This is a genomic window from Bacillus cereus group sp. MS39 (assembly GCF_040448665.1).
Taxonomy (GTDB): Bacteria; Bacillota; Bacilli; order Bacillales; family Bacillaceae_G; genus Bacillus_A; species Bacillus_A wiedmannii.
In genome coordinates this window covers 2,800,905-2,824,717 of record NZ_CP123058.1, presented here as the reverse complement: position 1 = coordinate 2,824,717, position 23,813 = coordinate 2,800,905, and the positions used below count along the sequence as shown (strand labels likewise).

Here is a 23,813-nt window from a genome sequence, read left to right as displayed (position 1 = left end):
AAAGTAAAAGCTGCTTTTCTTTAAGAAAAGCAGCTTTTTGTGCGGGAAAGAAGTTTATACAAAATGGTCTCCATTTAATATAATATTAATTCGTGCTTCAGTAACAGAAAATTGGGATGGATATAGAGGTAAGGCAGCGAGTATTTTTATACAGAGAACAAGTACGACAGTAAAATTAATCCCAGATTCTAAGCATTTTTATTGGGATTATCCAGAAGTAATAGTAGTAGAAATAAGGTAACATTGGCAAAGTCAACCTTTTTGAATTATATGTAATAAAGAAATAATGTATAGAGTAAGTAAGTTGCTTAGAGTGCTATTTTTTAGCCGGTGTATTTCCCATCGCGATAGAAATTCTATTCCAACTATTAATTTGATTAATAATCAAGATAAGGTCAATATATTGTTTTTCATCATAATGTTCGCATACTCGTTTATATAGGGAATCAGGAACTCTTTTAGTAGGAATTAGTGTAATATGCTCGGCTAGTTCAATAGCGAGTTTTTCTTCTGCTGTATAAAAAGTACATTCATCCCAAGTACTTAAGCAATAAATTCTTTGTTCAGTCTCTCCCATTTTTCGTGCATCAGATGTATGTAAATCTAAGCAGTAAGCACAGCCATTGATCTGAGAAACTCTAATTTTAATAAGTTCTCTAATCGTGCGATTAATCGTAGATTGCTTTGTGTACTTTTCCATGTCCATCATAATTTTCATAGCGTCAGGTGCAGCTTCATAGTAGGAAATTCTTTGAGTCACAATACAACACTCCTTTTAGTTTAAGATATGTGGCATTAGCCGAAAATGTTAACTTAACTGTTCTAATACAAAAGTATTAGTTTGTTAATTAAAGTTTCAATCTCCAGGTGGATTTTTCCTGTTAGTTTTTGAAATACAATACTAATAAATATAATGAATTTGGAGGTTAATTATAATGATTACACATATATCAGATATAAAACTACAAACGGTTTCCATAGAAGGGGTAAAACAAGTTTATAAGGACATATTATCTTTTCCAATAAAAAAAGAAACAGCATCATTTATTCAATTTGAAGTCACACCGTATACAACAATTAGTTTTCAAGAAGTATACGAACCAATTGCACCTGCGCATTTCGCTTTTGAGATTCCATATTCAAAATTTCATGAAACAGCAAGATGGCTTGAAAAGTCTGGGTTACTTATAGTGAAATGGAAAGATGGAAATACAATTGGTGAAGAGAATGGCCTATTCAATTTATATTTTAAAGACGGTGATGGAAATCTTCTCGAAATTATCGCACATAGTTATGTTAAAGAAGATGTATTAGTACCGCAGTCTCCTTTAAACATTTTATATGTAAGGGAAATCGGTCTTCCTGTTAAAAGTGTACCTGTATTTACAGAATGGTTGAAATCAAATCTAAATTTGAAAACGATGGAAGATGGGGATATTTTCAACTTTGTAGTTGGTGGAACTGCATATATTGTTGCGACTTGGTGGCAGCGACCTTGGATTCCAATTGCGATGAAAGCATTACCACCGAAAGTACACGTTACTTTCGGAACACCAGATCTTGTATTTTTACAGCAAATCCAAAATAATTTTAAGAAAAATAGTGTTCCATATGAATGTAAACATAATGAAGTATTTTTTATTGAGCAGGGATATGCATTTACTCTCTTGTATACACAAGAGTTTCATTCTGATATTCCTAATCAATTAAACTTACCACTTTCTATATCATTATAGAGAGCGGTAAGTTTAATTTTGTTATTAGAAATGAAAAATTAGTTATTATGTTGATTTAACATTTGAGCTATTCCTTGACCGAATGACCAATTCTCTATAGGTGTCTCATGTAGTGTAATGAAAACATCAGCAGTAGAGATTTGTAATATATTAGCTGTAATAGTGGCTATAGCTTTATATAAATCCTTTTTTTGATTAATTGTTCTTCCTGGTCCACACGTAATAGAAACATAAATCATATTGTTGGATCGTTTTATTGAACCTTCTAAAAGGTAAGATGAATTATAAAAAAGTTGATGAGAAGGATAAGGTAAAAACATTTGAAAATAATCATTTTCGGGAATATTGAAATGTTCAATTAACGAATGGTGAATTTGTTTACTTACATTTTTTAATAACTTATTATCGGATAATTTTTCAGGATGATAAACAGTGACAAATGGCATAATATAGCACTCCTTTTCTTTTGATTTCATTTTACTTCCAATACTTCCATTTGTATAATTGAAAATATATTAACTTATTATCAATAAAACCGATGAAGATGGTGTTTGAAATGGAAATGAAAGAATTACTTACATTTAAAAAAATTATTGAAGAAGGAACGTTTTCACAAGCTGCTAAACAATTAAACTATGCACAATCAACAGTTACAGCACATATAAAAAAGCTGGAAAGTGAAATTGGTTTTCTTTTGTTTGAAAGAGGATGGGATGCAAGATTAACAGAAGAAGGAAAACTTTTTGCAGAAGAAGTAGAAAATTTATTAATTCATTGGGAATATTCCATTTCTCAAGCTCAACGAATTAGTAATGAAGAGAAAGGGAGTTTGAGAATAGGCCTATTAGAATCTGTTTCTAAAAGGTTAATACCGATAATATTAAAGTTTTTAAATGCTGAAAAACCATATATACATTGTGATTTTGTAGTAGGAAATACAGCACTTTTATCAGAAATGATAGACCATAATAAGATTGATTTTGCCGTGTGTGGAAATAATGAAAATATATCAAATGTAAAATTTATTGTTATATGTGATGAACAAATTGAATTTATAGTGAATAATCCCGAGCATCCTTTGTTACAAAAAGAATTTGTTGAAGTATTTGATATTGTAGATTATCCCGTTATTGTAGGTGAAAGTAATTGTTATTCCTATCAATCTGTAAGTTCTCTCCTAGCGGAAAATAATTTATCTTTTAAAAGAATTTACAATTGTAGTGCATTAAATCTCATTCCAGAAATGCTTTTTGGGAATACGATTGGAATTATCCCGAAAGGTACAATTTTGAATGAAGAAGTACTATCTTTTAAGGTTAAGGGGTTTAATTCTAAAATTCCGATTGGTATATTAATTTCTTCTAAAAATAAAAATTATTTAAGTCATACGAAGCAAAAAATTATGAATGTCATTAAAGAAGTCTTATAAATATGCGGAAATATAAATGCTATTTTCAATACGTATTTTTTCCTTATCATTTTAAAGGTCTTTGTAATGATAAGGTTTAGATGAGTAGAAGGATATACAGTAGTTAAAGTGAATTAAACTAAAGGTATTAGGGATAGGAGGGGAAAACTTGGATTTAGGTGAGCCGATAGCTAAAGGAAATACTGCTAACATATATCTTTATGAAAATAAAGTAATTAAATTATTCAAGGAATATCTTACTGATAAAGAATCTATGAATGAAGCAAAAAAACAAAAATATGCTTATTCATGTGGACTACCAGTTCCAAATGTATTTGAAGTGACAAAGGTACAAGCTAGACAGGCAATTATTATGGAATATGTAAAAGGAGAAAGTATTGGGGATCTCCTACTAAACAATCTAAATGAAGCAGAGCATTACATAAATATTTGTGTCAATGAGCAAAAAAAGATTCATGCTATACGTGTGAACATAGATGAAATAGAATCAATGAGAGGAAGGTTAGAGCCACAAATTAAATCTGTTTATAAATTGGATGAACAACAAAAGGAAAATATATTGAATAAGTTAGCTTCAATTAAATTTGAACCTAGATTATGTCATGGGGATTTCCATCCGTTTAATCTAATTTTGAGTAATAAGAACGTGAATATTATAGATTGGGTAGATGCTAGTTCAGGTGACATTCGCGCAGATGTGTTTCGTACCTATTTATTGTATGCACAGGCTTCTATAGAATTAGCAGAAATGTATTTACAAATATATTGCAGTAATACTGATCTAACAAGAGATGAGATCTTTCAATGGGCTCCTATTATTATTGCAGCTAGATTTTCTGAGAAAGTATCTCCGCAAAATGAAGTGTATTTAAATATATTATTGAAGCAGTATTTATAAGTAATAAAACAAAGGTTGTTTAGTAGATAATTAATAAATAAATGCTATTGTTTAACTAAAGTTTCCTTGTAGTTAAACAATAGCATTTTTAAACATTGATATAGGTATATTTATTTTCGATCTTCATCCTATAAAGGTTCATTATTCGTACTTGTTCCTCAGTTAATTTTTCTTTATCCCAATACATATGCATTAAGCTATATTCAAAAATCTCCTTTAATTTTATAAACAATGGAAACTTGTCTATCATCTCTTTTGGGAGTTCATTTTCTTCTTGATATCCTTCAAATAGTGCATTTGTAATAGAATGCTCATAGTCAACGATATTCCCATTTCCAGCAAATGAATATTCTATCGCACTATAAATAGGAACTGCTAAATCAAATATGTAAAAATGTTTTTCACAGTCTTGAAAATCAATCATTGTTAAGTTTGAATTGTTTTCAACTAAAATGTTTTCTAACCATAAATCACCGTGAATTAAGCCGTAATTTGAAGTGGATTTTTGTAGCTTTTTTATAGAAGTTAAAACGTCAGATGCAATTTCTCTTATAGTAGTTTCTTCTTTAGGGATATACTTAAGAAAATTATACTCTTCATTTTCATACCAATAGTTTATATGTTTAACCGGTTTAGTCTGTTCAAAACTTTTAGAAATACGATGTAATTTTCCAATTTGTTTACCAAGCTTTCTAAATATATTAGAATTCCATTCGTACCTTGGTAAATGTATGCCAGGCGTAGCTTTATATAATACAGCAAAAATCTCTTTGTCTAATGTTAACTTTTCTACTAAATTCCCATTAAGAGAATGTATGATTGGAGGAACTGCTAAACCATTTTCATATAAAAAGTTCGTATATGTAACTTCTTCTAACTGTTCTTCATATGTTTTGTAGTTTGTAATTCTAATGAAGTATGTACCTAGTTCTGTAAGACATTGATACATTTCATTCGTTATTGGTTTAATGTTAATAAAATTTAACGAATATTGTCCATTTATTAATTGAAGTATTTCTTTTTCTAGCTCGTTCATTGTAACATCCTTTCCAAACTTTAATTTTTTACTTGAGAACTAAAAGACTCTTAATTTACAACATTCGTGTTTTATTTTTGATATCCTTTAAAATGAAGCGATGTAATGAATGGCCCATGTTATAAAACACAAGAAGTATCAAAAGAAAGTAATGAACATCTTTTATAATGCTTAATAAGGGGGGAGTAAATGAATGAACATATACAGAAGATGATTGATTGGATTGAGAGCAATTTAAAAGAAGAATTTTCATTAAATGAATTATCGTGTTATATGGGTTATTCTCCGTATTACTGTTCTTTTAGATTTCACCAAGTAACAGGCATTAGTATTAGACGTTATATTCTTTTGAGAAGATTGTATTTATCTACGGGGGAGTTGACGAATGATAGAAAGATAATAGATATTGCATTGGATTATGATTATTCTTCGCAAGAGGCTTATAGTAGAGCTTTCAAAAATGTTTTTTGGAATGAATCCAAGAGAATTCCAACTTAACAAAATGCCTGTTCAGTCATTTATTAAACTAAAAATAGAGGGGGAGTTTAAAATGAACGTTTCTAGAAAATTAGAGGTTGAGCAGTTACGAAATGCAAAAAGAGAGCTGTTTGATAAAGATGTACTAAACATATTAAATGGTCAAATGATGTATGAAGAATTTAAAAATGAAAAGCTAATGGGTGATTCTGAATATGCACCATTTAATGAGGCAATGTGTGTGAACCTGGCTACTACACAAGTTTTTAATGAAGAGTTTATTAAAACAAGAGCAGAAGGTCATAACAGTTCAATAGAATGTTATACAAAAAAGGTTATAGACCCTTTAGAAAACCTTTTTACGAAAAATTATAAATGCATTGTTTTATGGTTTGGTGAAGATATGTTTTGCCAAATGAATCTACTTACTATCCTTTCATATCTTGAACAGTCTTGTTATGAAGGAAAAGTATACTTAAATAGTTTCAGGGAGGATGAATTTAAAGTAAGTCAAATTGAACTTGAATTGGGGAATTATTCTTCTATATACAATGAAGTATTAATAAACCATAAAAAGACTTCCCGTAAGGTACCACCTGTAATGTATCAGGCTATAGACTTATATTTAGAAATGCTAAAAGAAGATAATATCGTAATGAAATTCATCTCTAAAAATCAAGGTTTATCAAATCAAGAATTATTAACAAAGTTGTTTCATCTTTTTCCAACAATCGGATATGGTAATTCTCAGTACATAGAATTGATAAATAAAATAAAGAAGAAAGCTGAACCTAAAATATAGGAACAGCTTTCTTCTTACAATTGTTCAAGGGACTCTAATTCGTCCTCTACAAATAACATGAGTTCTTTAATCGTTTCTCCAGAAAAATCAAAACGAATACCGGCTGCTTCATATACTTCAGTTAAAGATTTAGAGCTACCTAATGATAAAGCTTTTTTATAATTTTCTAGTGCTTGTTTAGGATTTTCTTTATATTGTTTATACATTTGCAATGCACCAAGTTGTGCGATAGCATATTCGATGTAATAGAACGGTATTTCGAATATGTGTAATACAGGTAACCAACCAGTTGCGATCCAATTTTCATACCCTTCAATATTTACGACGCTCGATTGGTAAGTGTTATGTAATTCTAAATATTTTTCGTTTCTTTCCTTAGCAGTATGATTAGGATTTTCATACATCCAATGTTGGAATTGATCAACGATAAGCATTGGTGGTAAATACTTAACAATATCTTTAAAGAAATCTAATTTTGCTTTTATAAATTTTTCTCTATTCCCATAAAAAGTATCCCAATACTCCATCGAAAATAATTCCATTGTCATGCTAGCGAGTTCTGCTGATTCTGAAGGGATTTCTAAATATTTTTGAAGTTCTAACTGCTTCATACACGCATTATGAATACTATGGCCCATTTCATGGAGGAAAGTAGTAACATCATAATGTGTATGATTGAGATTCATGAAAATGAAAGATAATTGAGATGCAGGTAAATATTCGCAAAATCCTCCTGGACCTTTTCCTTTACGACTTTCTAAATCTAAGCAATTATTTTTATGCATCCGGTCCAGTAATGTTGAAAATTTAGGATCTAGCTTGTGTAAAATATGAGAACTTTTTTCGATTAATTCACTCGCGTCTTCGATAGGTTTTAAGGCTTTTTGATTTGGAGCGGTTGCTTTTAGATCCCATGGACGAAGACTATCTACTTGAAGTTCAGATGTTTTCTCATTAAATATTTTATCGATAAGTGGTACTACGTATTTACGAATAGATTCAGCAAGCTCATAGCAATCATCAGGCGTATAATCAAAACGTTCATGTTTTTTAAACATATAATCACGATAATTATCTAATTGAATGTTTTTGGCCTTTTGGTGACGGATTGCGATTAATTCATTTAATATATGTTGTAATGTATCTTCAACAGATAAGAATGTTTCAGAAATGAGCGTTTTTGCTTTTTTTCGTATATCACGATCCGGATCTTGTAAGTAAGACTGTAGTTCAGTAATTGTCTTTTCTTCACCGTCCCATAGCGCAGTTAAACCACCTGTAATTTCGAAGTACTCGGTTACTAATTTGTCTTCGCTTATTTCTAAATCAATGTTCTTTTCACAAAATAATGTTTGCGCATTCTTTATTTTTTTATCTAGTAAGCTATACGTTTTTGGATCAAGTTCCATTCGAAAAGGGGACTCTAAATATTTATTATCAAATGAATTTTGATAACGTTTCAAAAGAGGTCGTACATATTGTTGATCATATTCAAAAGTATCTTTTATTTTTTTATTATCTGTACTACATTGAAAGGCGATATAGTGCGATGTTAATTGTTCTTCAATTTCCCAAATGACTGTAGATTGTTTTTTTAACCAGTTTTCAAGCTCTAGTTTTGAAGAAATCGCTTCATTTAATAAAGTAGAAAGAGCATTTTCCAATTCTAGAACGTTACTAATATCAATCGTATTTACACGTTGCAATATATATCCCTCACTTTTTATTTTCTTAAGGAAGTATTCTTCTTCTTTACTACAATCCCTTTTTTTCCTAAGAAGTTTGTGCCCACTACTCCAAGAACAATCAAAATTGTTCCGATGATGTGATAGTATGCGATTTGTTCATGTAAGAATACAACACCCGCGATAATTGTAATAAGTGTAGATAAGTTGCTGAAAACACTTATTTTAGCTGCTTCAATATAAGATAAGGAATAGTTTAATAGCAATGCCGTCAGCAAGGACGATAGTAACCCTAAATATAAAATAGAGATAAGAAATGTTCCATTCGTAAAAGGTTTAAAGTATACCGTTATTGTACCTTTACTTATATGGCTGGCGATTGCGATTAAATTAAAGCTAATAAAGCCGATTACTGTCATAGTGTAAGTTAAATCCATTAGTTTGAATTCCTTCGTCATTTTTCGAGCTAACACATTATAGAAAGCAGATGATAATGCCGATAGCAAAATAAGAATAACACCTATGAAACTAGTTTCATGAGTCCCTATACCATTCATGATAAATATATAAATGACACCGATGACAGAAATGAGTACAGATATTTTTTGCCATGTATTTGTATACTCTTTTAAAAAATAGGAAGCTAACATCATCGTAAATATAGGAATTGCCGCTTGTATAATTCCCGCCTCAGAGGAACTTGTATAAACTAAGCCAAAAGCTTGAAAAGCAAAAAAAAGTGCTGGATAAAAAAACGCAATTGGTAAAAGAGAAAGTATGTTTTTTAATGATATATTTAACTTTACGAATCCAAAAATAATCGGAATATTTGCTGCTATGAAAGCAACTGTAAAACGATGAGCCAGAGTATCAAGAGGGCTTGTAATGGTTAGTGTTAGTTTCACGAATAAAAAGGAAAATCCAATAATAAATGAATAGAGTAAAGCTGATAAATATGCCTTTGTTGTAAGTTTCATAATTTCACCTCATAGTAACTGATTTTTTACTGGCCAGTATACGTACATATTAATCTTTCTGATCTAGTGCTACAATGTGAATAAATACAAACTGTACCGGTACAAAATAAGCGTAAGAGGTGTCATAATGTATAAGTATTTACATGTTTTAAATGATTTAGAAAATATGATTCAATATGGAGAGATAAAAGAAGGAAAGAAATTACCGTCTATACGGTCACTCGTTATGCAATATAAATGTAATAAGGCAACAGTTATACGTGCACTTCACGAATTAGAAAAGCGTCATATTATTTATTCCGTGCCTCAGAGTGGATACTACGTTGTTAAAAAATCAGGGAGTACCATTGAAAGTAACGAGATAATTGACTTTGCCTCTTCAGCACCAGATCCAGATGTTTTTCCATATTTAGATTTTCAACATTGTATTAATAAAGCCATTGATACATATAAAAATGACTTGTTCGTATATGGAACGCCGAAAGGTTTACCGTCTTTAATTCCGGTCATTCAAAAACAACTAGCAAATTATCAAGTCTTCACTAAAGAAGAAAATATTTTTATAACGTCAGGTGTACAACAAGCGCTAGCTATACTAACTTCTATACCATTTCCAAATGAGAATGAAACGATATTAATTGAACAGCCAACATATCATCTATATATTGAGTATCTAGAAATAAATAAAATTCCTGTAATCGGTATTAAACGTACAAATGAAGGTATTGACTTAAATGAATTGGAACGTATTTTTCGAACAGGTAAAATAAAATTCTTTTATACAATACCAAGATATCATCATCCGCTTGGAACTTCTTATTCAAAAGACGAGAAAGAAAAGATCGTGTTATTGGCTAAGAAATATAATGTATTTATAGTGGAAGATGATTATTTAGCAGATTTAGAAACAGATTCAAAAACAGATCCGTTATATAACTTGGATAATTGTAATCATGTAATATATTTGAAAAGTTACTCTAAGATTATTTTTCCAGGTTTACGGGTTGGAGTTGCGGTCATTCCGCCATCCATCGCAAATGATTTCCATACATATAAAAAGATATTAGATATTGATAGTCCGATGATTTCTCAGGCGGCTTTAGAAATTTATATAAAGAGTGGTATGTTTGAACGTCATAAAAATAAAATTAAATCTTCCTACTATAATAGATCAATAAAATTAGCGGAAACATTAAAAAAAGTGCAAAATGAAAATCCATCATTATTTGCATATAATAGACAAAACACATTGGGAATACACACTTGTTTAGAAATACAAAAAAACATAGCTATAGAAACTTTCATAAAAACATTAAGAGAAAATCAAATAAGTATCGATTCAGTTGATAGAAATTATTTAAATGATTTTCATAAAGAAAAGTTGCTAAAGTTAAACGTATCGAATGTAAAAGAAGATAAAATTGAAGAAGGTATTCGTAAAGTAATTGAGGAAATCAAACAATCAGGACAGTTGAATTTTCAGTTTAGAAAAGAATAATTTGAATTAGGAGGTTTGTTGTGAGACGCAAAATAATTCTCTTGTTTGTGTGTATCGCTATAATAATTGGAACTATCGTTGTGACTAAATATTATAAAAAAGATGATCAATGCATTGCGGTTGGTAAGTATTCAAGAGGTATTATCGTAGATCAAAATAACGAACCTATATCTAATGTGAAAATTTATGAAGATTCTATTGAAAGTAAGGAACGCAGCATTTCAAATGCACAAGGTGAATTTGAAATACCACATGGTGTTTGTGGTGAGGTTGTATTACAATTTGTTACTCCAGATGGTGAAATCTATACGAGGAAATATGATAGCAAGCATATACCGGAAGTGATAGAACTGAGTTATAAAAGGTAAGAGAAATTACATGAAATCATTTCAAGGAATAAGTTTAAAATTAATATTTTTTAGAGCACTCAATAGCTGAGTGCTCTTTTTATTTAGGACATAAGTAATTTAAATGGAAATAAACTACCAATAAATGATAACCTTAAAGTGTAGCATTTATTTTGAATAGGAGGGTGATGGAGTCTATGGCAGTACGTTTAGTCGATGATTTACAACAATTATCGTTGTTACTAATGTTTTTATGTACATTTATATTTTACAGATATTTAAAAAAGGTAAGACAAGAGAGAAAATTGACTGGTTTTGAATGGACAATGTATTTTGTCACTCAATTTGCGACAGTAATTTGGACAATTACTTATTTTATTAAATTCTTAGCTGAATCGTAATTTCTATTCAATCAATCTAGTTTACTGTTATCTATTAGGGATATAAATATAGCCTGTATCTAAATCAATGACGACATCGCTCATGAAGTTATCTTGTAGTAACTTTGGAATTTTTTCATAATGATAACGTACACAAAATAAGTTTAGAAGGTCCTCATTAGATATCTGTTTGTTTTTGACATTTAAATACATTAGTGTTAACTCGTCAAGAGAACAAGTAAGGCCAATAACATACTCATTTATTCTATATCCATCAAATTCAATTATCATATTATCACTGTTGGGTGCTAGCCAACGTTATAGCTTAAATTTTAGTTGAATCTATTATACATTGTTTGAAATTTTGTGAGAATATATTTTTATAAAATGTGAGGGTTATAAATGGAACAAAATAAATTAGTTTTAAAGGGACCAAAACGGCTTAAGTGGGAAACGCGCGAAATTAAGTCTATACAGGATGATGAAATTATCGTTAAAACAATTGCAGGTGCAATAAGTATTGGAGCAGAGTTACCACAGTATAAAGAATCGGATGTTACAGATACAAATCCTATCTATCCAAGAAAAACTGGTTATGAAAGTTATGGGGAAGTTATTCAAGTTGGTAATAAAGTAACAAATTTAAACGTAGGTGATAGAGTAGTTTCTTTTTATGGACATGAAACGATAGGAATAGTTAAGGGGGATAAAGTAATTCGAGTGCCTAGTTATATAACACCTAAAGTTGCTTTATTATCTATTCTTTCGTGTGATGCTGCTAAAGGAGTATTAAAACTAAATCTGCGACAGGATGAAAAAGTACTTATAACTGGAATGGGAGTTATTGGTTTACTCGCTTGTTATTTTTTAAAATACTATGTAGGTGTTAAGCATGTAGATGTTGTTGAACCTAATAAAAATAGAAGAGATTTTGCAAAGAAATTTGGTGCGAAAAACATATATGAATCAGAAGAACAAATAATAGAAACATATAATTACGGTTTCGAATGTTCTGCTACAAATAGTGGGTTTCACACATTACAAAAGGCTATTAATAGTAATGGAGAAATATGTATTCTTTCTGATGGTAATATAGAAGACCTAACATTAACCGCTGACTTTTATCGAAAAGAATTGCAAATCATTGGTTCAAGTGACGGATATGATTATCAAAAACATGCAGATTGGTTTTTTAATCAAATAGAACAGACGCCATGGATAGAAGAGATTTTTCAACATGAAATTCACTATAATGCTCTTGAAAAATGTTTTGAGGAATTAAGTGAGCGGATAATTACTCCTTTAAAAGTATTTGTCTCATATGAATAAAATGACCACGTACTTGTCACGTAGCTCACATATATTTCGTCACTAATATGATAACAAAATGAGGAGTAGCATGTACGGGGATTTTTATTGGGTACAACGGGTTGCGTAAACAGAGAAGGGTTGTTGCTCTTTCATTATGTACAAATTGTATATTATCTTTCTCAATGTACATATTAAGTAAAGTGTTTAATATCATGTACATAAAAGGCGGGGTAATATGGATGAAAATAAGAAAAATGAAGAATTGAGTAAATTTAAGAAACAATGGTTTAATGAAGATAATCAACCAGTAGCTTTACCGCCTGATATAGGCAGCATGTTAGACTCCAAATCAGTTGATGATAAAAGTGGAGAGAGTAATAATGAATAAGTTTAATCTATGCATCCATGTGGGTGCTTTTTATTTTTTTGACAATGGAAGATGGATCATCAAACCCTTATTGAAAAAAGATTGATCAAAATAGATTATTTTTCAGTATATGTAAGTTTGATTTTTACAAAAAAGTTTAATTAAAATGCATTTAGAATGCTATATGAAATGGGAATGCTAGTAACATTCACCATTAAAGGATTGGGCAATTATGAATATAATTTGGGAAAGTATTATTTTAATTCTTACTGGAATGATTGCATTAAAAATGACAGGTAGTAATTCTGTTAGCCAAATGACGAGAGCTGAAATAATTATAGTAGTTTCAATTGGACGTATTATTGTAGAGCCTGTATTAAGTAGGAAAGTAGTCCCATCTATATTTGCAGCTGTAATATTTGCAAGCATACTTCTTATCATTCATTTTTTTGAATTGAAATCAAAGAAGGTGGAGCGATTTCTAAATGGCAGTAGCATTGTAATTGTTGAAAACGGAGAAATTGTAAAAGAGAATTTGCTGAAGGCAAAAATGTCGGAACAACAACTATATATGCAATTAAGAGAAAAAGGAATTCATGATTTAATGAGTTTACAGCAAGTTACGGCCGAACCGAATGGGCGTATTGGTTATCAATTAATAGAGAAAGCTCAACCGATAACTTTAGAAATGTTAGAAAAAATATTAGGTCAGCAAAAAATAAAAAAATAATTTCTCTTTAGATAAGCTAATACTACACGGAAGTATTGGCTTTTTTATATTTTCTCTAAACGTACTGGTTAATATTTAGAATAGATATTCAGCCAATCTTTAAATTAGATATAGGCTTATTAATATGCTATATTCAATGGACCTATAGTGACTGTGGGGAAAAAAGCGGCGTTAAAATTAATAGGTCTTTCATGTGATGTTATACATGAGATAAGAATAAGGAGATAAAAATAAAATGGAGTTTTGGGAATCAAGCTTTATTGAGAAACAAACGATGTGGGGTTTTGAACCTACAGAATCTGCAATTTTGACAAAAGATTTTTTTCTAGAAAAGAACGTTAAAGACATACTAGTTCCGGGTATTGGATATGGTAGAAACGCAAAGGTATTTATCGAAAATGGTATAAATGTAACTGGTATTGAAATTTCAAAAACTGCAATTGATTTAGCAAGAGAAAACGGACTAGAAGATGTTAGTATGTATCACGGTTCGGTAAACGAAATGCCTTTTGATAATAAACTGTATGATGGGATATTTAGTCATGCACTTCTTCATTTGCTGAATGAGCAGGAAAGAGAGAATTTTATTAAAGATTGTTATAATCAGTTAAAACCAGGTGGATATATGGTTTTCACAACAGTTTCTAAAAAAGCTCCTATGTATGGAAAAGGAAACCAGTTGGATAAAGACTATTATGAGATAATGGAAGGCGTAAAAATGTTCTTCTATAATTCTGAATCTATAAAACAAGATTTTAATAAGTATGGATTAGTACAAGTTTCGGAAATTGACGAACCAAATAAGAATGTAGAAAATAAACCTTCAATTAATTTCTTAATGATAAAATGTAGAAAAGACCTGTGAAAAATTAGTATATATTGATTGTATATTCTGCATAAATAATAAAAGCAAACATACTAGGAATTATAAATGAACTAGAAGTCTTAATAGAGATAAATCTAGAGAAGCAAGATTAGATAGCGCTTAAAATATGGGGAAATACAGTGATAAAATTAGAAATAAAATGTGTTTGATATTTTTTGTGGAGTTTTAATGTCAGAAAAAGAAGAAAAGGAGAAAAAATGCTTTCCTAGAAGGTGGGGGAAAAGAAAAGTTTCAGAGCATTTATCTCAACTAAACAAAAAAAGGATTTGGGTTACAATCTATGTTATAGATTTGTATATCGTAACTATTCCTTGTACAGTAAAAAAATATAAATCTTAATACATATATGTTTATAGAAGCGACTGTTTCTTTTAAAAGATACGATCGCTTCTATAAAATTGTCAATTTTATGCAATTAAGTGATGCCTAAGAAGTCGTATCGTTATCTCAAAGTATCGCCTTAAATACTTTTAATGAGTTTTATCCCCTCAACAAAGAAAAGTATTAAGTGTATAGTGTTCATTACAAACCATAACATGAGCTTTGAGTTCTTCACAGTTTTCAACTGACTTGATTTTGTATTAGACAATTCTATCTTTAAAGACATTAATATAATAGTATTAGACATAAAGCCTAACAATATAAATCCGAATAAAGGTAAGTTTGTAATAGCGCCTATTACCATAATTGCTATGTATACTATAGTTAGCTTTTTAATATACTGTTTATCTTCTTTTAATTTATCTATATTTTTGGTTTTGAACCAGTTTCTTACTATTCTTACAAAAATAATAGTTTGAAATACTAGTACAATTATACTTACAAAGAGAAGGAACAAAGTTCTTAAATTATTTTCCATTAAACCGTTCATTTCGTATGTACCCCTTTTATTTATGTTTATAGTATGAAAATGTAATTTTCAAAGAACCTGCATGTGATTAGTAACGGTACTCGTTCTCTATTTTCATGTTACTCTACCCTTGTTAATTATGGCAAAGGACAAATCTAAGCATTTAACTGTTAGTATGGTATACCCTTTATATATTTTAGGTTAATTTTGATTGTTTGCATATAATTTTATATTGGAATAAGTAATACGTCAAAATGTTTTGTGAAAATTACGGCTATTAATTGCTTGTACAAAAGAAAAAGATTAGTAGGTAGTCATATCATAACGGGCGAGGTATACCTTATCTGTTGTCTGTTTAAAATGAAGTTTAACCATGTTGAAAATATGATTTTCATTTAGTATTTCTAGAAACAATAATGTGGTTAATTTTGGTGAAATTTAAAATGGAGGAAAAACGTTAGACCACTAGAGTGAATATATTCAAAGCCATATCATGTGTAGTGTTTAATATAATTAGGGGGAACTACATGACAAGAAAACAGATAATCATTACCTTATTTTCAATTACAGCGTTCATACTAATTTTAGTATCACTTGGTGTTTTTGAGGAAGAACTAAAAGAAACAGATTATAGTGAAGTTGTACAATTCATGGAAGATATGAAAAACAAAGAAGAAGTTGAGATTGATGTAGTTACTTACTATTCAGATAAGGCCTCTTTAGAGAATAGTGTACTCAAACAACCAAATGGTTGGATTATTTATCGTTTAAAAGCTCGTTATGATAAAGTAACAAATCAAAGTTGGATAGATGTGACGCCTGATCTTAGCCGTTTTAAGAATGTGGAGAAAATTTCTGAGGATATCATTACCTCGCACCAACAATGCGGCTATATTAATCATAATACAGACGAGAATAAAGGAAAAGTAGGATACATGTTAACAGAATGCTTCCATAAGTGGGAATACGATGTGAAGCCATCAGGGTTTGAAGGATATAGGATTAATTACACAATCTTACCGATTTTAGGTTTAAAATAAATTTAGTATTTGTTTTATCAATTTGTTAATCAATTAGCTGATAATGTAGCTGAACAAGTAATGTATGATATTAAACTTATATTTTAATAATAGTTTTGGCTTATCTTTTTTAGGCTATTTGCAATGAGTTGAATAACCTTTATTCTAAAACAGTAATTAATAAAATTATTTAGTGTTAATATAAATTCTTATATATGGATTATGCACAAATAAAAAGGACAAGCATATAATAGAAATACCTATTAACTTTAAGTAACCTTAACTTTCTTTAATAGGATATCTCAAAATCCCCAAAAAGAGCACTTGCGGAAACAAGTGCTCTTTTATTTTTTTGTTTATTGAAGATGATTAAATTTCGTCCGACTAATATGGAATTTTAAACCACTATTTTATATAAAGTGGTAAAATAAGTAAGGGGAATTTGTAAGGGGGCGAGGGATTTGAAACTAAAAGAGCTGGCGGATTTGTTATTGATTAAAGATACCAATGGAGATATGAATGTAGAAATTACGGGTTTAGAAATGGATTCTAGAAAAATAACTAGTGGGAATTTATTTATATGTGTATCAGGTATCGATGGTTTTCTTGAAGATCGACATCAATTTGTTGAAGATGCAGTGGAAAATGGTGCGGTGGCGTTAATTGTAGAAAGAGATATAAATATTGAAATACCTAAAATAATTGTTAAAGATGCTAGGTATGCTATGGCAGTTATTGCATCACATTTCTATGGTTACCCATCTAATAAAATGAAGCTAATTGGAATTACAGGAACAAATGGTAAAACAACTACTTCCTATTTACTTGAAAAGATTTTGACTGATTATGGATTTCAAACAGGGCTTATGGGGAATAACGGAGTGAAAGTTGGTTCGAAATGGTATCCTACTGATATTAATACGCAAGAACCACCGATACTTCAGCGGAATTTGCAAACGATGAAAAATCATAATACAGATTATTGTGTTATGGAAGTTACCTCACAAGGTTTACACATGGAAAGAGTTAAAGGGTGTAACTTTAAAACCGCTATTTTTACAAATTTAACGCAAGATCATTTGGATTACCATGGAACATTTGAGGAATATAAGCATGTAAAAGGCCTTCTATTTTCAAGATTAGGAAATGATTTTTCTATTACAGATAAAAATTTTGCTATATTGAATGCAGACGATCCATCGGTAGAATACTTTAAAAAAATTACTTCAGCTGAGGTTATTACATATGGGATACATAATGGAGCAGATGTTCAAGCGAAGAACATAACTTTAAGCCCAAAAGGTATTCGTTTTTTAGTTTCGTCCTTTAATGGAGAAATAGAAATCAATCTAAATCTAGTAGGCCACTTTAATGTATATAATGCATTAGCAGCAATAACAGCTGCATTGGTTGAAGGTATTCCGCTTACAAATATTAGTGACAGCTTATCTGATTTAAAGAGCATTGAAGGTAGAATGGAAATCATAGACGAAAATCAAGATTTCCTTGTAATCGTGGACTATGCTCATACGCCTGATGCGTTAGAAAATGTCCTTACTACAATTAGCGAGTTTTCAAAAGGTAAAATCATTACTGTTTTCGGCTGCGGTGGGGATAGAGATGCAAAAAAACGACCTATAATGGGTGAAATTGCTGGAAGTTATAGCGATTTTGTTTATATTACTTCTGATAATCCACGTTCGGAAGACCCGCAGGCAATAATGAAAGATATTGAAAAAGGATTTTCACAGAATAATAATTTGAATTATAAAGTTGAAGTAGATCGTGAACTTGCTATAAAACATGCAATAAACATGGCATCTTCTAATGATATTGTTTTGATTGCAGGGAAAGGGCATGAAACGTATCAAATTTTAAAGGATTTGACTATTCATTTTGATGATAAAGAAAAAGCTCGACAAGCAATTATAAATAATAAATAGATTATCTTTTAGAAAAGATTAGATTAAGTTGTGAATGGAGTGTTATTGAATGCAAACTAGAAAAGCTTATTTATATGTATTTCATACGATGTCCGATTGGGAATACGGACATTTAATTGCTGAACTTAATACAGGTAGATATTTTAAAAAGGGTTTAGCACCTTTTAAAGTAGTTACAGTTGGAATAAATAAAGAAAGGGTTATTTCAATGGGAGGCTTGAACGTAAAGCCAGATATTTCCCTAGATGAATGTGTACTTGAGAGTAATGATTTATTGATTTTACCTGGAGGAAATACTTGGACTGAAAACATACATAAACCCATATTGCAAAAAGTTGAAGAAGCTTTAAAGATTGGTACTATTGTGGCTGCAATTTGTGGTGCAACAATAGGCCTTGCAAATTACGGATACTTAAATTCTAGAAAGCATACAAGTAATAGTTTAGATTATATGAAAATGGTTTGTCCTACATATAAAGGGGAAAATTTATATGAAATGGGATCTGTAGCGTCTGGTGAAAATCTTATTACTGCATCTGGAGTAGCTCCTTTGGAATTTGCAGTGGAGGTACTGAAAAAATTAGATGTATTTGCGCCAGATACACTCCATTCATGGTATGAATTAAATAAGACACATGAACCTGAACATTTCTTCCAGTTAATGAATTCATTAAATAGCTAAGCAATTTAGTATGATCAATAATAAAAACCATGTTTCTAATGATACTGAAGCATGGTTTTTGTGTTTTGATTAATAAATATATAAAGTAACAAATTTTGTACAATAAAAATGAATTTGAGAGAAAGAGTCACATCTTAATTATACGATTATTTCTGAACGACAAACGTAATAGCATTTGTTTTTAATTGAATGTGTCTTTCGTTTCGGACTATATTATAAGCTATTTCTTTTATTTCAACTTTTATTTCTTGCCATTCCTTATAAATGCTTTTTAATAGATATATCATATGTTCAGTTGGAAGGTTAATTTCAATTAAAGCATCTAATTCTTCTTTCGTATGTAAGTCAATTTCTTGTATGTTCGAGTTAATAATTAAACAATTGATACCACCAGTCTTTGTACCTTTTTTCATAGAATGGAGCACGTTTTTTAAATCTTCTTCTGATTGAACATGCTCTAAACTTGATATTGCAACGATATAATCAAAAATATCAGGTTGGATGTAGTAGTTTTCAATTGCTGCTTGTTCTGTTTTTATAACTTCAAAAACATCATGTTCTTTACTATAAATTTGTAATTTTGTTAAAGCGGAATCCAGTAAGTCCACACAAGTAACAGTGCCGTTATTATTTTTTATTATTTGTGCAATTGGAATGCTATTTCTTCCAACGCCAGAGCCTAGATCAAGTACTTGTAAGTTATTTTGTCCTTCAAAGTACTCCATTAAGTCCATAACTGTTTTAACCGGTTTGTAAAGCCAAGAGCCAGTTTCAAATAGTTTGTATTGTTCATAGCAAAGGTCATGATATTTCTTTTCTTCTTGTCTTATGTAATTAATACGATTCATTGTATTTCAACTCCAATACTTTCATTCTAACGAGGTCCTTTAGCAAAACTTGCTAAAGCATCTAAAACTAATTCTATATTACTGATCAAGATTTTCACCTCGCTTTATAAGATATTTATATAATTCGATAAGAATATAGGTAAACCTTTTAGCCAGAGATATTAAGATTTTTACTGTGGAAAACTGATTTTCTTAAGTGATTAAAAAAATGTATAAACATGGAGAGGAAAATGCATATGATGTTTTATGAAATTGTTTGCTTTTCTTGTAAAAATATATTTCGTGTTTACGAAGGTAGTGAAAAATATAAACGATTTAAAGAGAAAACGAAGGGAACATATTGTTGTGATGAATGTAGCCATAAAATTCAATTAGAAGCGATAAAGCATTTATTTAGATAGCTTTTATTTCCGGAAAAGTTTGACAATAAAAGCGTTGTAAATTATCATATAAAAAAACTAATATATAAAATGGCATGGAAGAGAAGAGTAGTTAAAAAAGGATACGTACAGAGAGCTCTGGTAGCTGAGAAAGAGCGGTATACATTTTAACGAAAAAAGACTTGGAGCTGCGCAAGGAACTAATTTGTTTAGGGATGGTGCGACGGGTTCTCCCGTTATAGAGATAGGGTATAAGCATATTTTGTCGTACCTGAAGAGGTTAATATGGCGACATATTGACAAACTGAGGTGGTACCGCGAAGCTAACAACTCTCGTCCTCAAGATGAATAATCTTGGGGGTGGGAGTTTTTTTATTGTATAAAACTGAAAGTGTGAAAACAAAAAAATGAGGTGAGTAATATATGCATTGGGCGTATGAAGTAGCACATGAATTAATAAGAAAACATCCAAACAAAGAAACTTTTGTTTGCGCATCTGGAATCAGTCCATCTGGCTCTGTTCATATCGGGAACTTTCGCGAAATAATAACGACTTATTTCGTTGTAAGAGCCCTTCGAGATTTAGGGAAAAAGACTCGTTTTATATTTTCATGGGATGATTATGACAGGTTTAGAAAAGTCCCTAAAAATATTGATCCATCTTTTGCAAAATATATTGGTATGCCATACTGTGATATTCCAGATCCATATGGTTGTCATAATTCGTATGCAGAGCATTTTGAAAAAGAGTTTGAGAAATCGCTTCAAGTATTTGGGGTTGAGGTGGAATTCATATATCAACATGCTGAGTATAGAAGCGGAAGGTATAACAAAAATATATTAGAGGCTTTGTATAAAAGAAAAGAAATATATGATATTTTAATGAGTTTTAAAACTGGAGAGTGTAGTGCAAAAGAGCGAGAGAGTTTTTATCCGGTTACATTATATTGTGAGAAATGCGAGAAAGATGAAACAACGATTACACATTTTGATGAAGTATTAAAAACAGTACGGTATGAATGTATATGTGGAAATCAAAATGAATTATCGGTATTAAATACAAATAAAATGAAACTGAATTGGAAAATCGATTGGCCGATGAGATGGATGATAGAGGATGTTATTTTTGAACCGGGCGGAAGAGATCATTCCTCGGAAACGGGTAGTTATAATGTATCAAAGGAAATTGCAATGAAAATATTCAATCGTGAAGCTCCTCATTATGTTGCTTATGATTTCATTGGAATTAAAGGCAATCATGAAAAAATGTCTAGTTCTTCAGGAAATAGTATTACACCAAGTGAGTTGTTAAAATTGTATTTACCAGAAGTGATACTGTTTATGTTTGCAAAATATAGACCAAACGCAGCTTTTCATATCGGTCTTGATGAAGATGTGATTCGCAATTATACAGAATATGAGCGATTGAAAAGTAGTTATGAAAATAAAACACTCAAAAATGAAGATTTACTTGATGCAATTAAACTTTCTAGAGTTGATAGCGGGTTTAAAGAATATCCGAAATTTAATCAAGTAGCAGGAACGTTACCGCTATTAAATTTTGATGCATCTATTTTACAAGATACATTAGAAAATATAGATAGAGGTTATACATTAGATGCTATGATAGCGATATGTAACCGCGCAGAGTATTGGATAAAAAACTTTCAATCTGAAAAGTTAATTGCGGTAAATCAAGAGAGAAATACAGAGTTTTACAACACATTAGATGAAAGACAGAAAGAATGGTTAGTAGAAGTTTGCAACATACTTCGTTCTAACAAAGATTATTCTAACTTAATGGAACAATTGTATTCGATTTGCCATCATGAAAATAAAAAAATAATGAAAGAAAATCAAAAACAATTATTTATTATAATTTATAGGCTCATTATAAATCAGTCTAGTGGCCCTCGTATACCGTTATTAATACATGTAGTAGGCATCGAAAAATTTATCACATTATTAGATTTCTAAAAAATAAAGGGAACGCAAGTACTCAGCTAGGTACTTGCGTTTCAAATATTGCTACCGTGAATACATTTTCGGACATTCATCACCACGTGGTTCATAAAAACAATGGCTTTTAAACTGTCCTACAAACGGCTGATTATACCATTCAGGTGGGCAAGCTCCAACTGGACGGAAATACCAAAGGGCCCATCGTGCAGGCCAGCGCCATTCTCCTTGTAAAACTTTTCTTGCAATTTCTTTTTCTGATTCACGAGCACGCTGATAAAAATATCCGTATTGTACGGCTTCGAATCCACCGGGGCTTTGATATACTGCATCACGTACAGATCGAAGTTGTTTAAAATCTAAGCAATCACAAAATACACGGTTTACTACTACGCAGCCAACAAGTTGTTCACCTTGTCGACCTTCGCCTTCAGCTTCAGCACGAATTAAACGAGCTAGTAAATCAACATCGCTTTCGTTATATGGAATAAGGGGCATAGTGATACCACCTTTCTTTACCTGTTATAGTAAAGAGTGTATGTATGAAAATAAGCTAAGTGCTTTTCTATATGTAAATTCATTAATTATTAAAAGGAGCTTTTATGAAAAAAGCTAATTTGTGATTGTAGACCAATATAAAGGGGAGAGATAATATGTATCGAATCCATAAAGAACATATCATTTACGCAATGTCACCAGAAAATAAACCATGTATGGAAGTAGAAATTGGGAGTCGTCTTATATTTGAAACATATGATTGCTTTGAAAATCAAATTGATTCTGAAGATGTTGCGTTTCAAGAATTAGATTGGAACCGAATTAATCCAGCGACTGGACCTGTATATATTAAAGGTGCAGAACCTGGTGATATTTTAGTCGTAACGATTGAAAAAATTAAAATTGCTGAGCAAGGTGTTTTAACTACAGGGGCGAATCTTGGTGTAATGGGTGAAGAGCTAAACGAAAACACAGTGAAAATGGTCCCAATCCATAATGAACATGTTTTGTTTTCAAATGAATTACAAATCCCGATTAATCCAATGATCGGTGTTATTGGTACTGCGCCGAAAGAAGAGAGTATTTCATGTGGCACACCGCATGATCACGGCGGGAATATGGACTGTAAAGAAATAAAAGAAGGGACAACATTACTATTACCTGTAAATGTTCCTGGTGCTCTATTAGCATTAGGTGATTTACACGCAGCGATGGGTGATGGTGAAATTGGTGTTAGTGGAGTAGAGGTTGCTGGTGAGGTAACTGTAACAATTCAAAATATAAAAGGAAAGAAATGGCCACTCCCAATGGCGATCCAAAAAGAAAAACTTATGACGATTGCTTCAGAGAAATTGTTAGATGATGCAGCGAATCGCGCTGTACGTAATATGGTGACATTTTTACATGAAGAATTAGAAATGTCTAAAGCTGATGCAACACTTTTATTATCAGCTGCAGGCGATTTAAATGTTTGCCAAGTTGTAGATCCACTGAAAACAGCACGAATGGAACTAGGTATGGACTATGTGGAGAAGCTAGGTTTTAATTTGAGTAAATTTCATATTAAATAAGAATA

The 23,813-nt window shown here is 30.7% G+C and carries 26 protein-coding genes, 1 pseudogene and 1 other annotated feature; of the genes and pseudogenes, 18 read left to right on the top strand and 9 right to left on the bottom strand.

Annotated features, from left to right (window positions below; translation table 11 throughout):
• Positions 1-37: 37 nt before the first annotated feature.
• A complete protein-coding gene (locus tag QEP67_RS14965) occupies positions 38-241 on the top strand; it encodes a hypothetical protein (RefSeq protein WP_000334476.1) in 204 nt (67 codons plus the stop codon).
• Positions 242-316: 75 nt separating this feature from the next.
• Here QEP67_RS14965 and QEP67_RS14960 read toward each other — a convergent pair whose 3' ends face one another.
• Entirely contained in the window at positions 317-760 is a 444-nt protein-coding gene (locus QEP67_RS14960; protein ID WP_000194103.1) for a carboxymuconolactone decarboxylase family protein, read from the bottom strand.
• Positions 761-935: 175 nt separating this feature from the next.
• Here QEP67_RS14960 and QEP67_RS14955 point away from each other — a divergent pair, with 175 nt between their 5' ends.
• Positions 936-1,736: a glyoxalase gene (locus QEP67_RS14955; RefSeq protein ID WP_048566363.1), complete on the top strand. Its 801-nt coding sequence runs from the start codon at positions 936-938 to the stop codon at positions 1,734-1,736.
• Positions 1,737-1,774: 38 nt separating this feature from the next.
• On the opposite strand, the gene QEP67_RS14950 is transcribed toward QEP67_RS14955, so the two are convergent.
• Positions 1,775-2,182 carry a tautomerase family protein gene (locus QEP67_RS14950; RefSeq protein ID WP_001117406.1) on the bottom strand — a complete coding sequence of 136 codons (408 nt, stop codon included), beginning with the start codon at positions 2,180-2,182 and terminating at the stop codon, positions 1,775-1,777.
• 110 nt (positions 2,183-2,292) lie between these two features.
• On the opposite strand from QEP67_RS14950, the gene QEP67_RS14945 reads away from it, so the two are divergent.
• Together QEP67_RS14945 and QEP67_RS14940 are read left to right on the top strand one after the other, a co-directional pair.
• Positions 2,293-3,165, top strand: a complete 873-nt coding sequence (locus QEP67_RS14945; protein ID WP_000425261.1) for a LysR family transcriptional regulator — start codon at positions 2,293-2,295, stop codon at positions 3,163-3,165.
• Positions 3,166-3,313: 148 nt separating this feature from the next.
• Positions 3,314-4,063, top strand: a complete 750-nt coding sequence (locus tag QEP67_RS14940; protein ID WP_064470448.1) for an aminoglycoside phosphotransferase family protein — start codon at positions 3,314-3,316, stop codon at positions 4,061-4,063.
• 88 nt (positions 4,064-4,151) lie between these two features.
• On the opposite strand, the gene QEP67_RS14935 is transcribed toward QEP67_RS14940, so the two are convergent.
• Positions 4,152-5,099: a phosphotransferase gene (locus tag QEP67_RS14935; RefSeq protein WP_001003815.1), complete on the bottom strand. Its 948-nt coding sequence runs from the start codon at positions 5,097-5,099 to the stop codon at positions 4,152-4,154.
• Between the two features lie 189 nt (positions 5,100-5,288).
• Between QEP67_RS14935 and QEP67_RS14930 the strand changes: the two are divergent.
• Positions 5,289-6,378 (top strand): annotated as a pseudogene (locus QEP67_RS14930) (AraC family transcriptional regulator).
• A gap of 14 nt (positions 6,379-6,392) precedes the next feature.
• Here QEP67_RS14930 and QEP67_RS14925 read toward each other — a convergent pair.
• Both QEP67_RS14925 and QEP67_RS14920 read right to left on the bottom strand, forming a co-directional pair.
• A complete protein-coding gene (locus QEP67_RS14925) occupies positions 6,393-8,084 on the bottom strand; it encodes a M3 family oligoendopeptidase (protein ID WP_048566361.1) in 1,692 nt (563 codons plus the stop codon).
• 17 nt (positions 8,085-8,101) lie between these two features.
• Positions 8,102-9,040 carry a DMT family transporter gene (locus QEP67_RS14920; protein WP_000779454.1) on the bottom strand — a complete coding sequence of 313 codons (939 nt, stop codon included), beginning with the start codon at positions 9,038-9,040 and terminating at the stop codon, positions 8,102-8,104.
• Between the two features lie 127 nt (positions 9,041-9,167).
• Here QEP67_RS14920 and QEP67_RS14915 point away from each other — a divergent pair, with 127 nt between their 5' ends.
• From QEP67_RS14915 to QEP67_RS14905, 3 genes are all read left to right on the top strand, one after another.
• Positions 9,168-10,538, top strand: coding sequence for a PLP-dependent aminotransferase family protein (locus tag QEP67_RS14915; protein WP_000280139.1), 1,371 nt, complete (start codon positions 9,168-9,170; stop codon positions 10,536-10,538).
• 20 nt (positions 10,539-10,558) lie between these two features.
• Positions 10,559-10,906 carry a hypothetical protein gene (locus QEP67_RS14910; RefSeq protein WP_001253113.1) on the top strand — a complete coding sequence of 116 codons (348 nt, stop codon included), beginning with the start codon at positions 10,559-10,561 and terminating at the stop codon, positions 10,904-10,906.
• A 176-nt stretch (positions 10,907-11,082) separates the two neighbouring features.
• Positions 11,083-11,286, top strand: coding sequence for a hypothetical protein (locus tag QEP67_RS14905; protein ID WP_000290978.1), 204 nt, complete (start codon positions 11,083-11,085; stop codon positions 11,284-11,286).
• A 27-nt stretch (positions 11,287-11,313) separates the two neighbouring features.
• On the opposite strand, the gene QEP67_RS14900 is transcribed toward QEP67_RS14905, so the two are convergent.
• Complete coding sequence (locus QEP67_RS14900; RefSeq protein WP_046955964.1) at positions 11,314-11,556, bottom strand: hypothetical protein; 243 nt, start codon at positions 11,554-11,556, stop codon at positions 11,314-11,316.
• 111 nt (positions 11,557-11,667) lie between these two features.
• On the opposite strand from QEP67_RS14900, the gene QEP67_RS14895 reads away from it, so the two are divergent.
• The 4 genes from QEP67_RS14895 (at position 11,668) to QEP67_RS14880 (ending at position 14,538) form a co-directional block, all read left to right on the top strand.
• Positions 11,668-12,594 (top strand): zinc-binding dehydrogenase, encoded by a 927-nt coding sequence (locus QEP67_RS14895; protein WP_000437352.1) that lies wholly within the window; start codon positions 11,668-11,670, stop codon positions 12,592-12,594.
• A 217-nt stretch (positions 12,595-12,811) separates the two neighbouring features.
• Positions 12,812-12,964, top strand: coding sequence for a hypothetical protein (locus QEP67_RS14890; RefSeq protein ID WP_000344139.1), 153 nt, complete (start codon positions 12,812-12,814; stop codon positions 12,962-12,964).
• Between the two features lie 211 nt (positions 12,965-13,175).
• Positions 13,176-13,673: a YetF domain-containing protein gene (locus QEP67_RS14885; protein WP_001021695.1), complete on the top strand. Its 498-nt coding sequence runs from the start codon at positions 13,176-13,178 to the stop codon at positions 13,671-13,673.
• Between the two features lie 235 nt (positions 13,674-13,908).
• Positions 13,909-14,538 carry a class I SAM-dependent methyltransferase gene (locus tag QEP67_RS14880; RefSeq protein WP_000397602.1) on the top strand — a complete coding sequence of 210 codons (630 nt, stop codon included), beginning with the start codon at positions 13,909-13,911 and terminating at the stop codon, positions 14,536-14,538.
• Between the two features lie 481 nt (positions 14,539-15,019).
• Here QEP67_RS14880 and QEP67_RS14875 read toward each other — a convergent pair whose 3' ends face one another.
• On the bottom strand, positions 15,020-15,430 hold the full coding sequence (locus tag QEP67_RS14875) for a hypothetical protein (protein ID WP_001013789.1): 411 nt from the start codon (positions 15,428-15,430) through the stop codon (positions 15,020-15,022).
• Between the two features lie 506 nt (positions 15,431-15,936).
• On the opposite strand from QEP67_RS14875, the gene QEP67_RS14870 reads away from it, so the two are divergent.
• The 3 genes from QEP67_RS14870 (at position 15,937) to QEP67_RS14860 (ending at position 19,053) form a co-directional block, all read left to right on the top strand.
• On the top strand, positions 15,937-16,449 hold the full coding sequence (locus QEP67_RS14870) for a hypothetical protein (RefSeq protein ID WP_016134567.1): 513 nt from the start codon (positions 15,937-15,939) through the stop codon (positions 16,447-16,449).
• A 440-nt stretch (positions 16,450-16,889) separates the two neighbouring features.
• Positions 16,890-18,371 (top strand): UDP-N-acetylmuramoyl-L-alanyl-D-glutamate--2,6-diaminopimelate ligase, encoded by a 1,482-nt coding sequence (locus tag QEP67_RS14865; protein WP_048566356.1) that lies wholly within the window; start codon positions 16,890-16,892, stop codon positions 18,369-18,371.
• A 49-nt stretch (positions 18,372-18,420) separates the two neighbouring features.
• Positions 18,421-19,053: a type 1 glutamine amidotransferase family protein gene (locus QEP67_RS14860; RefSeq protein ID WP_001194783.1), complete on the top strand. Its 633-nt coding sequence runs from the start codon at positions 18,421-18,423 to the stop codon at positions 19,051-19,053.
• 146 nt (positions 19,054-19,199) lie between these two features.
• On the opposite strand, the gene QEP67_RS14855 is transcribed toward QEP67_RS14860, so the two are convergent.
• Positions 19,200-19,901: a class I SAM-dependent methyltransferase gene (locus tag QEP67_RS14855; protein WP_001079955.1), complete on the bottom strand. Its 702-nt coding sequence runs from the start codon at positions 19,899-19,901 to the stop codon at positions 19,200-19,202.
• Positions 19,902-20,131: 230 nt separating this feature from the next.
• Between QEP67_RS14855 and QEP67_RS14850 the strand changes: the two genes are divergently transcribed.
• Together QEP67_RS14850 and lysS are read left to right on the top strand one after the other, a co-directional pair.
• Positions 20,132-20,302 carry a DUF2197 domain-containing protein gene (locus QEP67_RS14850; protein ID WP_016134570.1) on the top strand — a complete coding sequence of 57 codons (171 nt, stop codon included), beginning with the start codon at positions 20,132-20,134 and terminating at the stop codon, positions 20,300-20,302.
• A gap of 66 nt (positions 20,303-20,368) precedes the next feature.
• Positions 20,369-20,625 (top strand) — a binding site (T-box leader).
• 79 nt (positions 20,626-20,704) lie between these two features.
• The gene (gene lysS, locus QEP67_RS14845; protein WP_048566355.1) at positions 20,705-22,258 is read left to right on the top strand and encodes a lysine--tRNA ligase; all 1,554 of its coding nucleotides are present in this window, start codon (positions 20,705-20,707) and stop codon (positions 22,256-22,258) included.
• A gap of 51 nt (positions 22,259-22,309) precedes the next feature.
• On the opposite strand, the gene QEP67_RS14840 is transcribed toward lysS, so the two are convergent.
• Complete coding sequence (locus QEP67_RS14840; protein ID WP_001128410.1) at positions 22,310-22,738, bottom strand: cell wall hydrolase; 429 nt, start codon at positions 22,736-22,738, stop codon at positions 22,310-22,312.
• Positions 22,739-22,893: 155 nt separating this feature from the next.
• On the opposite strand from QEP67_RS14840, the gene QEP67_RS14835 reads away from it, so the two are divergent.
• Positions 22,894-23,808: an acetamidase/formamidase family protein gene (locus QEP67_RS14835; RefSeq protein ID WP_048566354.1), complete on the top strand. Its 915-nt coding sequence runs from the start codon at positions 22,894-22,896 to the stop codon at positions 23,806-23,808.
• The last annotated feature ends 5 nt before the right edge of the window (positions 23,809-23,813 follow it).

What these genes read in the sequence shown, in the direction of transcription:
- QEP67_RS14950 (WP_001117406.1), bottom strand. Translation starts at nt 2,182, where the DNA reads ATGCCATTTGTCACTGTTTATCATCCTGAAAAATTATCCGATAATAAG.
- QEP67_RS14915 (WP_000280139.1), top strand. Translation starts at nt 9,168, where the DNA reads ATGTATAAGTATTTACATGTTTTAAATGATTTAGAAAATATGATTCAA.
- QEP67_RS14885 (WP_001021695.1), top strand. Translation starts at nt 13,176, where the DNA reads ATGAATATAATTTGGGAAAGTATTATTTTAATTCTTACTGGAATGATT.
- QEP67_RS14945 (WP_000425261.1), top strand. Translation starts at nt 2,293, where the DNA reads ATGGAAATGAAAGAATTACTTACATTTAAAAAAATTATTGAAGAAGGA.
- QEP67_RS14890 (WP_000344139.1), top strand. Translation starts at nt 12,812, where the DNA reads ATGGATGAAAATAAGAAAAATGAAGAATTGAGTAAATTTAAGAAACAA.
- QEP67_RS14900 (WP_046955964.1), bottom strand. Translation starts at nt 11,556, where the DNA reads ATGATAATTGAATTTGATGGATATAGAATAAATGAGTATGTTATTGGC.
- QEP67_RS14905 (WP_000290978.1), top strand. Translation starts at nt 11,083, where the DNA reads ATGGCAGTACGTTTAGTCGATGATTTACAACAATTATCGTTGTTACTA.
- QEP67_RS14860 (WP_001194783.1), top strand. Translation starts at nt 18,421, where the DNA reads ATGCAAACTAGAAAAGCTTATTTATATGTATTTCATACGATGTCCGAT.
- QEP67_RS14880 (WP_000397602.1), top strand. Translation starts at nt 13,909, where the DNA reads ATGGAGTTTTGGGAATCAAGCTTTATTGAGAAACAAACGATGTGGGGT.
- QEP67_RS14855 (WP_001079955.1), bottom strand. Translation starts at nt 19,901, where the DNA reads ATGAATCGTATTAATTACATAAGACAAGAAGAAAAGAAATATCATGAC.
- QEP67_RS14875 (WP_001013789.1), bottom strand. Translation starts at nt 15,430, where the DNA reads ATGAACGGTTTAATGGAAAATAATTTAAGAACTTTGTTCCTTCTCTTT.
- QEP67_RS14870 (WP_016134567.1), top strand. Translation starts at nt 15,937, where the DNA reads ATGACAAGAAAACAGATAATCATTACCTTATTTTCAATTACAGCGTTC.
- QEP67_RS14955 (WP_048566363.1), top strand. Translation starts at nt 936, where the DNA reads ATGATTACACATATATCAGATATAAAACTACAAACGGTTTCCATAGAA.
- QEP67_RS14895 (WP_000437352.1), top strand. Translation starts at nt 11,668, where the DNA reads ATGGAACAAAATAAATTAGTTTTAAAGGGACCAAAACGGCTTAAGTGG.
- QEP67_RS14850 (WP_016134570.1), top strand. Translation starts at nt 20,132, where the DNA reads ATGCATATGATGTTTTATGAAATTGTTTGCTTTTCTTGTAAAAATATA.
- QEP67_RS14835 (WP_048566354.1), top strand. Translation starts at nt 22,894, where the DNA reads ATGTATCGAATCCATAAAGAACATATCATTTACGCAATGTCACCAGAA.
- QEP67_RS14935 (WP_001003815.1), bottom strand. Translation starts at nt 5,099, where the DNA reads ATGAACGAGCTAGAAAAAGAAATACTTCAATTAATAAATGGACAATAT.
- QEP67_RS14840 (WP_001128410.1), bottom strand. Translation starts at nt 22,738, where the DNA reads ATGCCCCTTATTCCATATAACGAAAGCGATGTTGATTTACTAGCTCGT.
- lysS (WP_048566355.1), top strand. Translation starts at nt 20,705, where the DNA reads ATGCATTGGGCGTATGAAGTAGCACATGAATTAATAAGAAAACATCCA.
- QEP67_RS14920 (WP_000779454.1), bottom strand. Translation starts at nt 9,040, where the DNA reads ATGAAACTTACAACAAAGGCATATTTATCAGCTTTACTCTATTCATTT.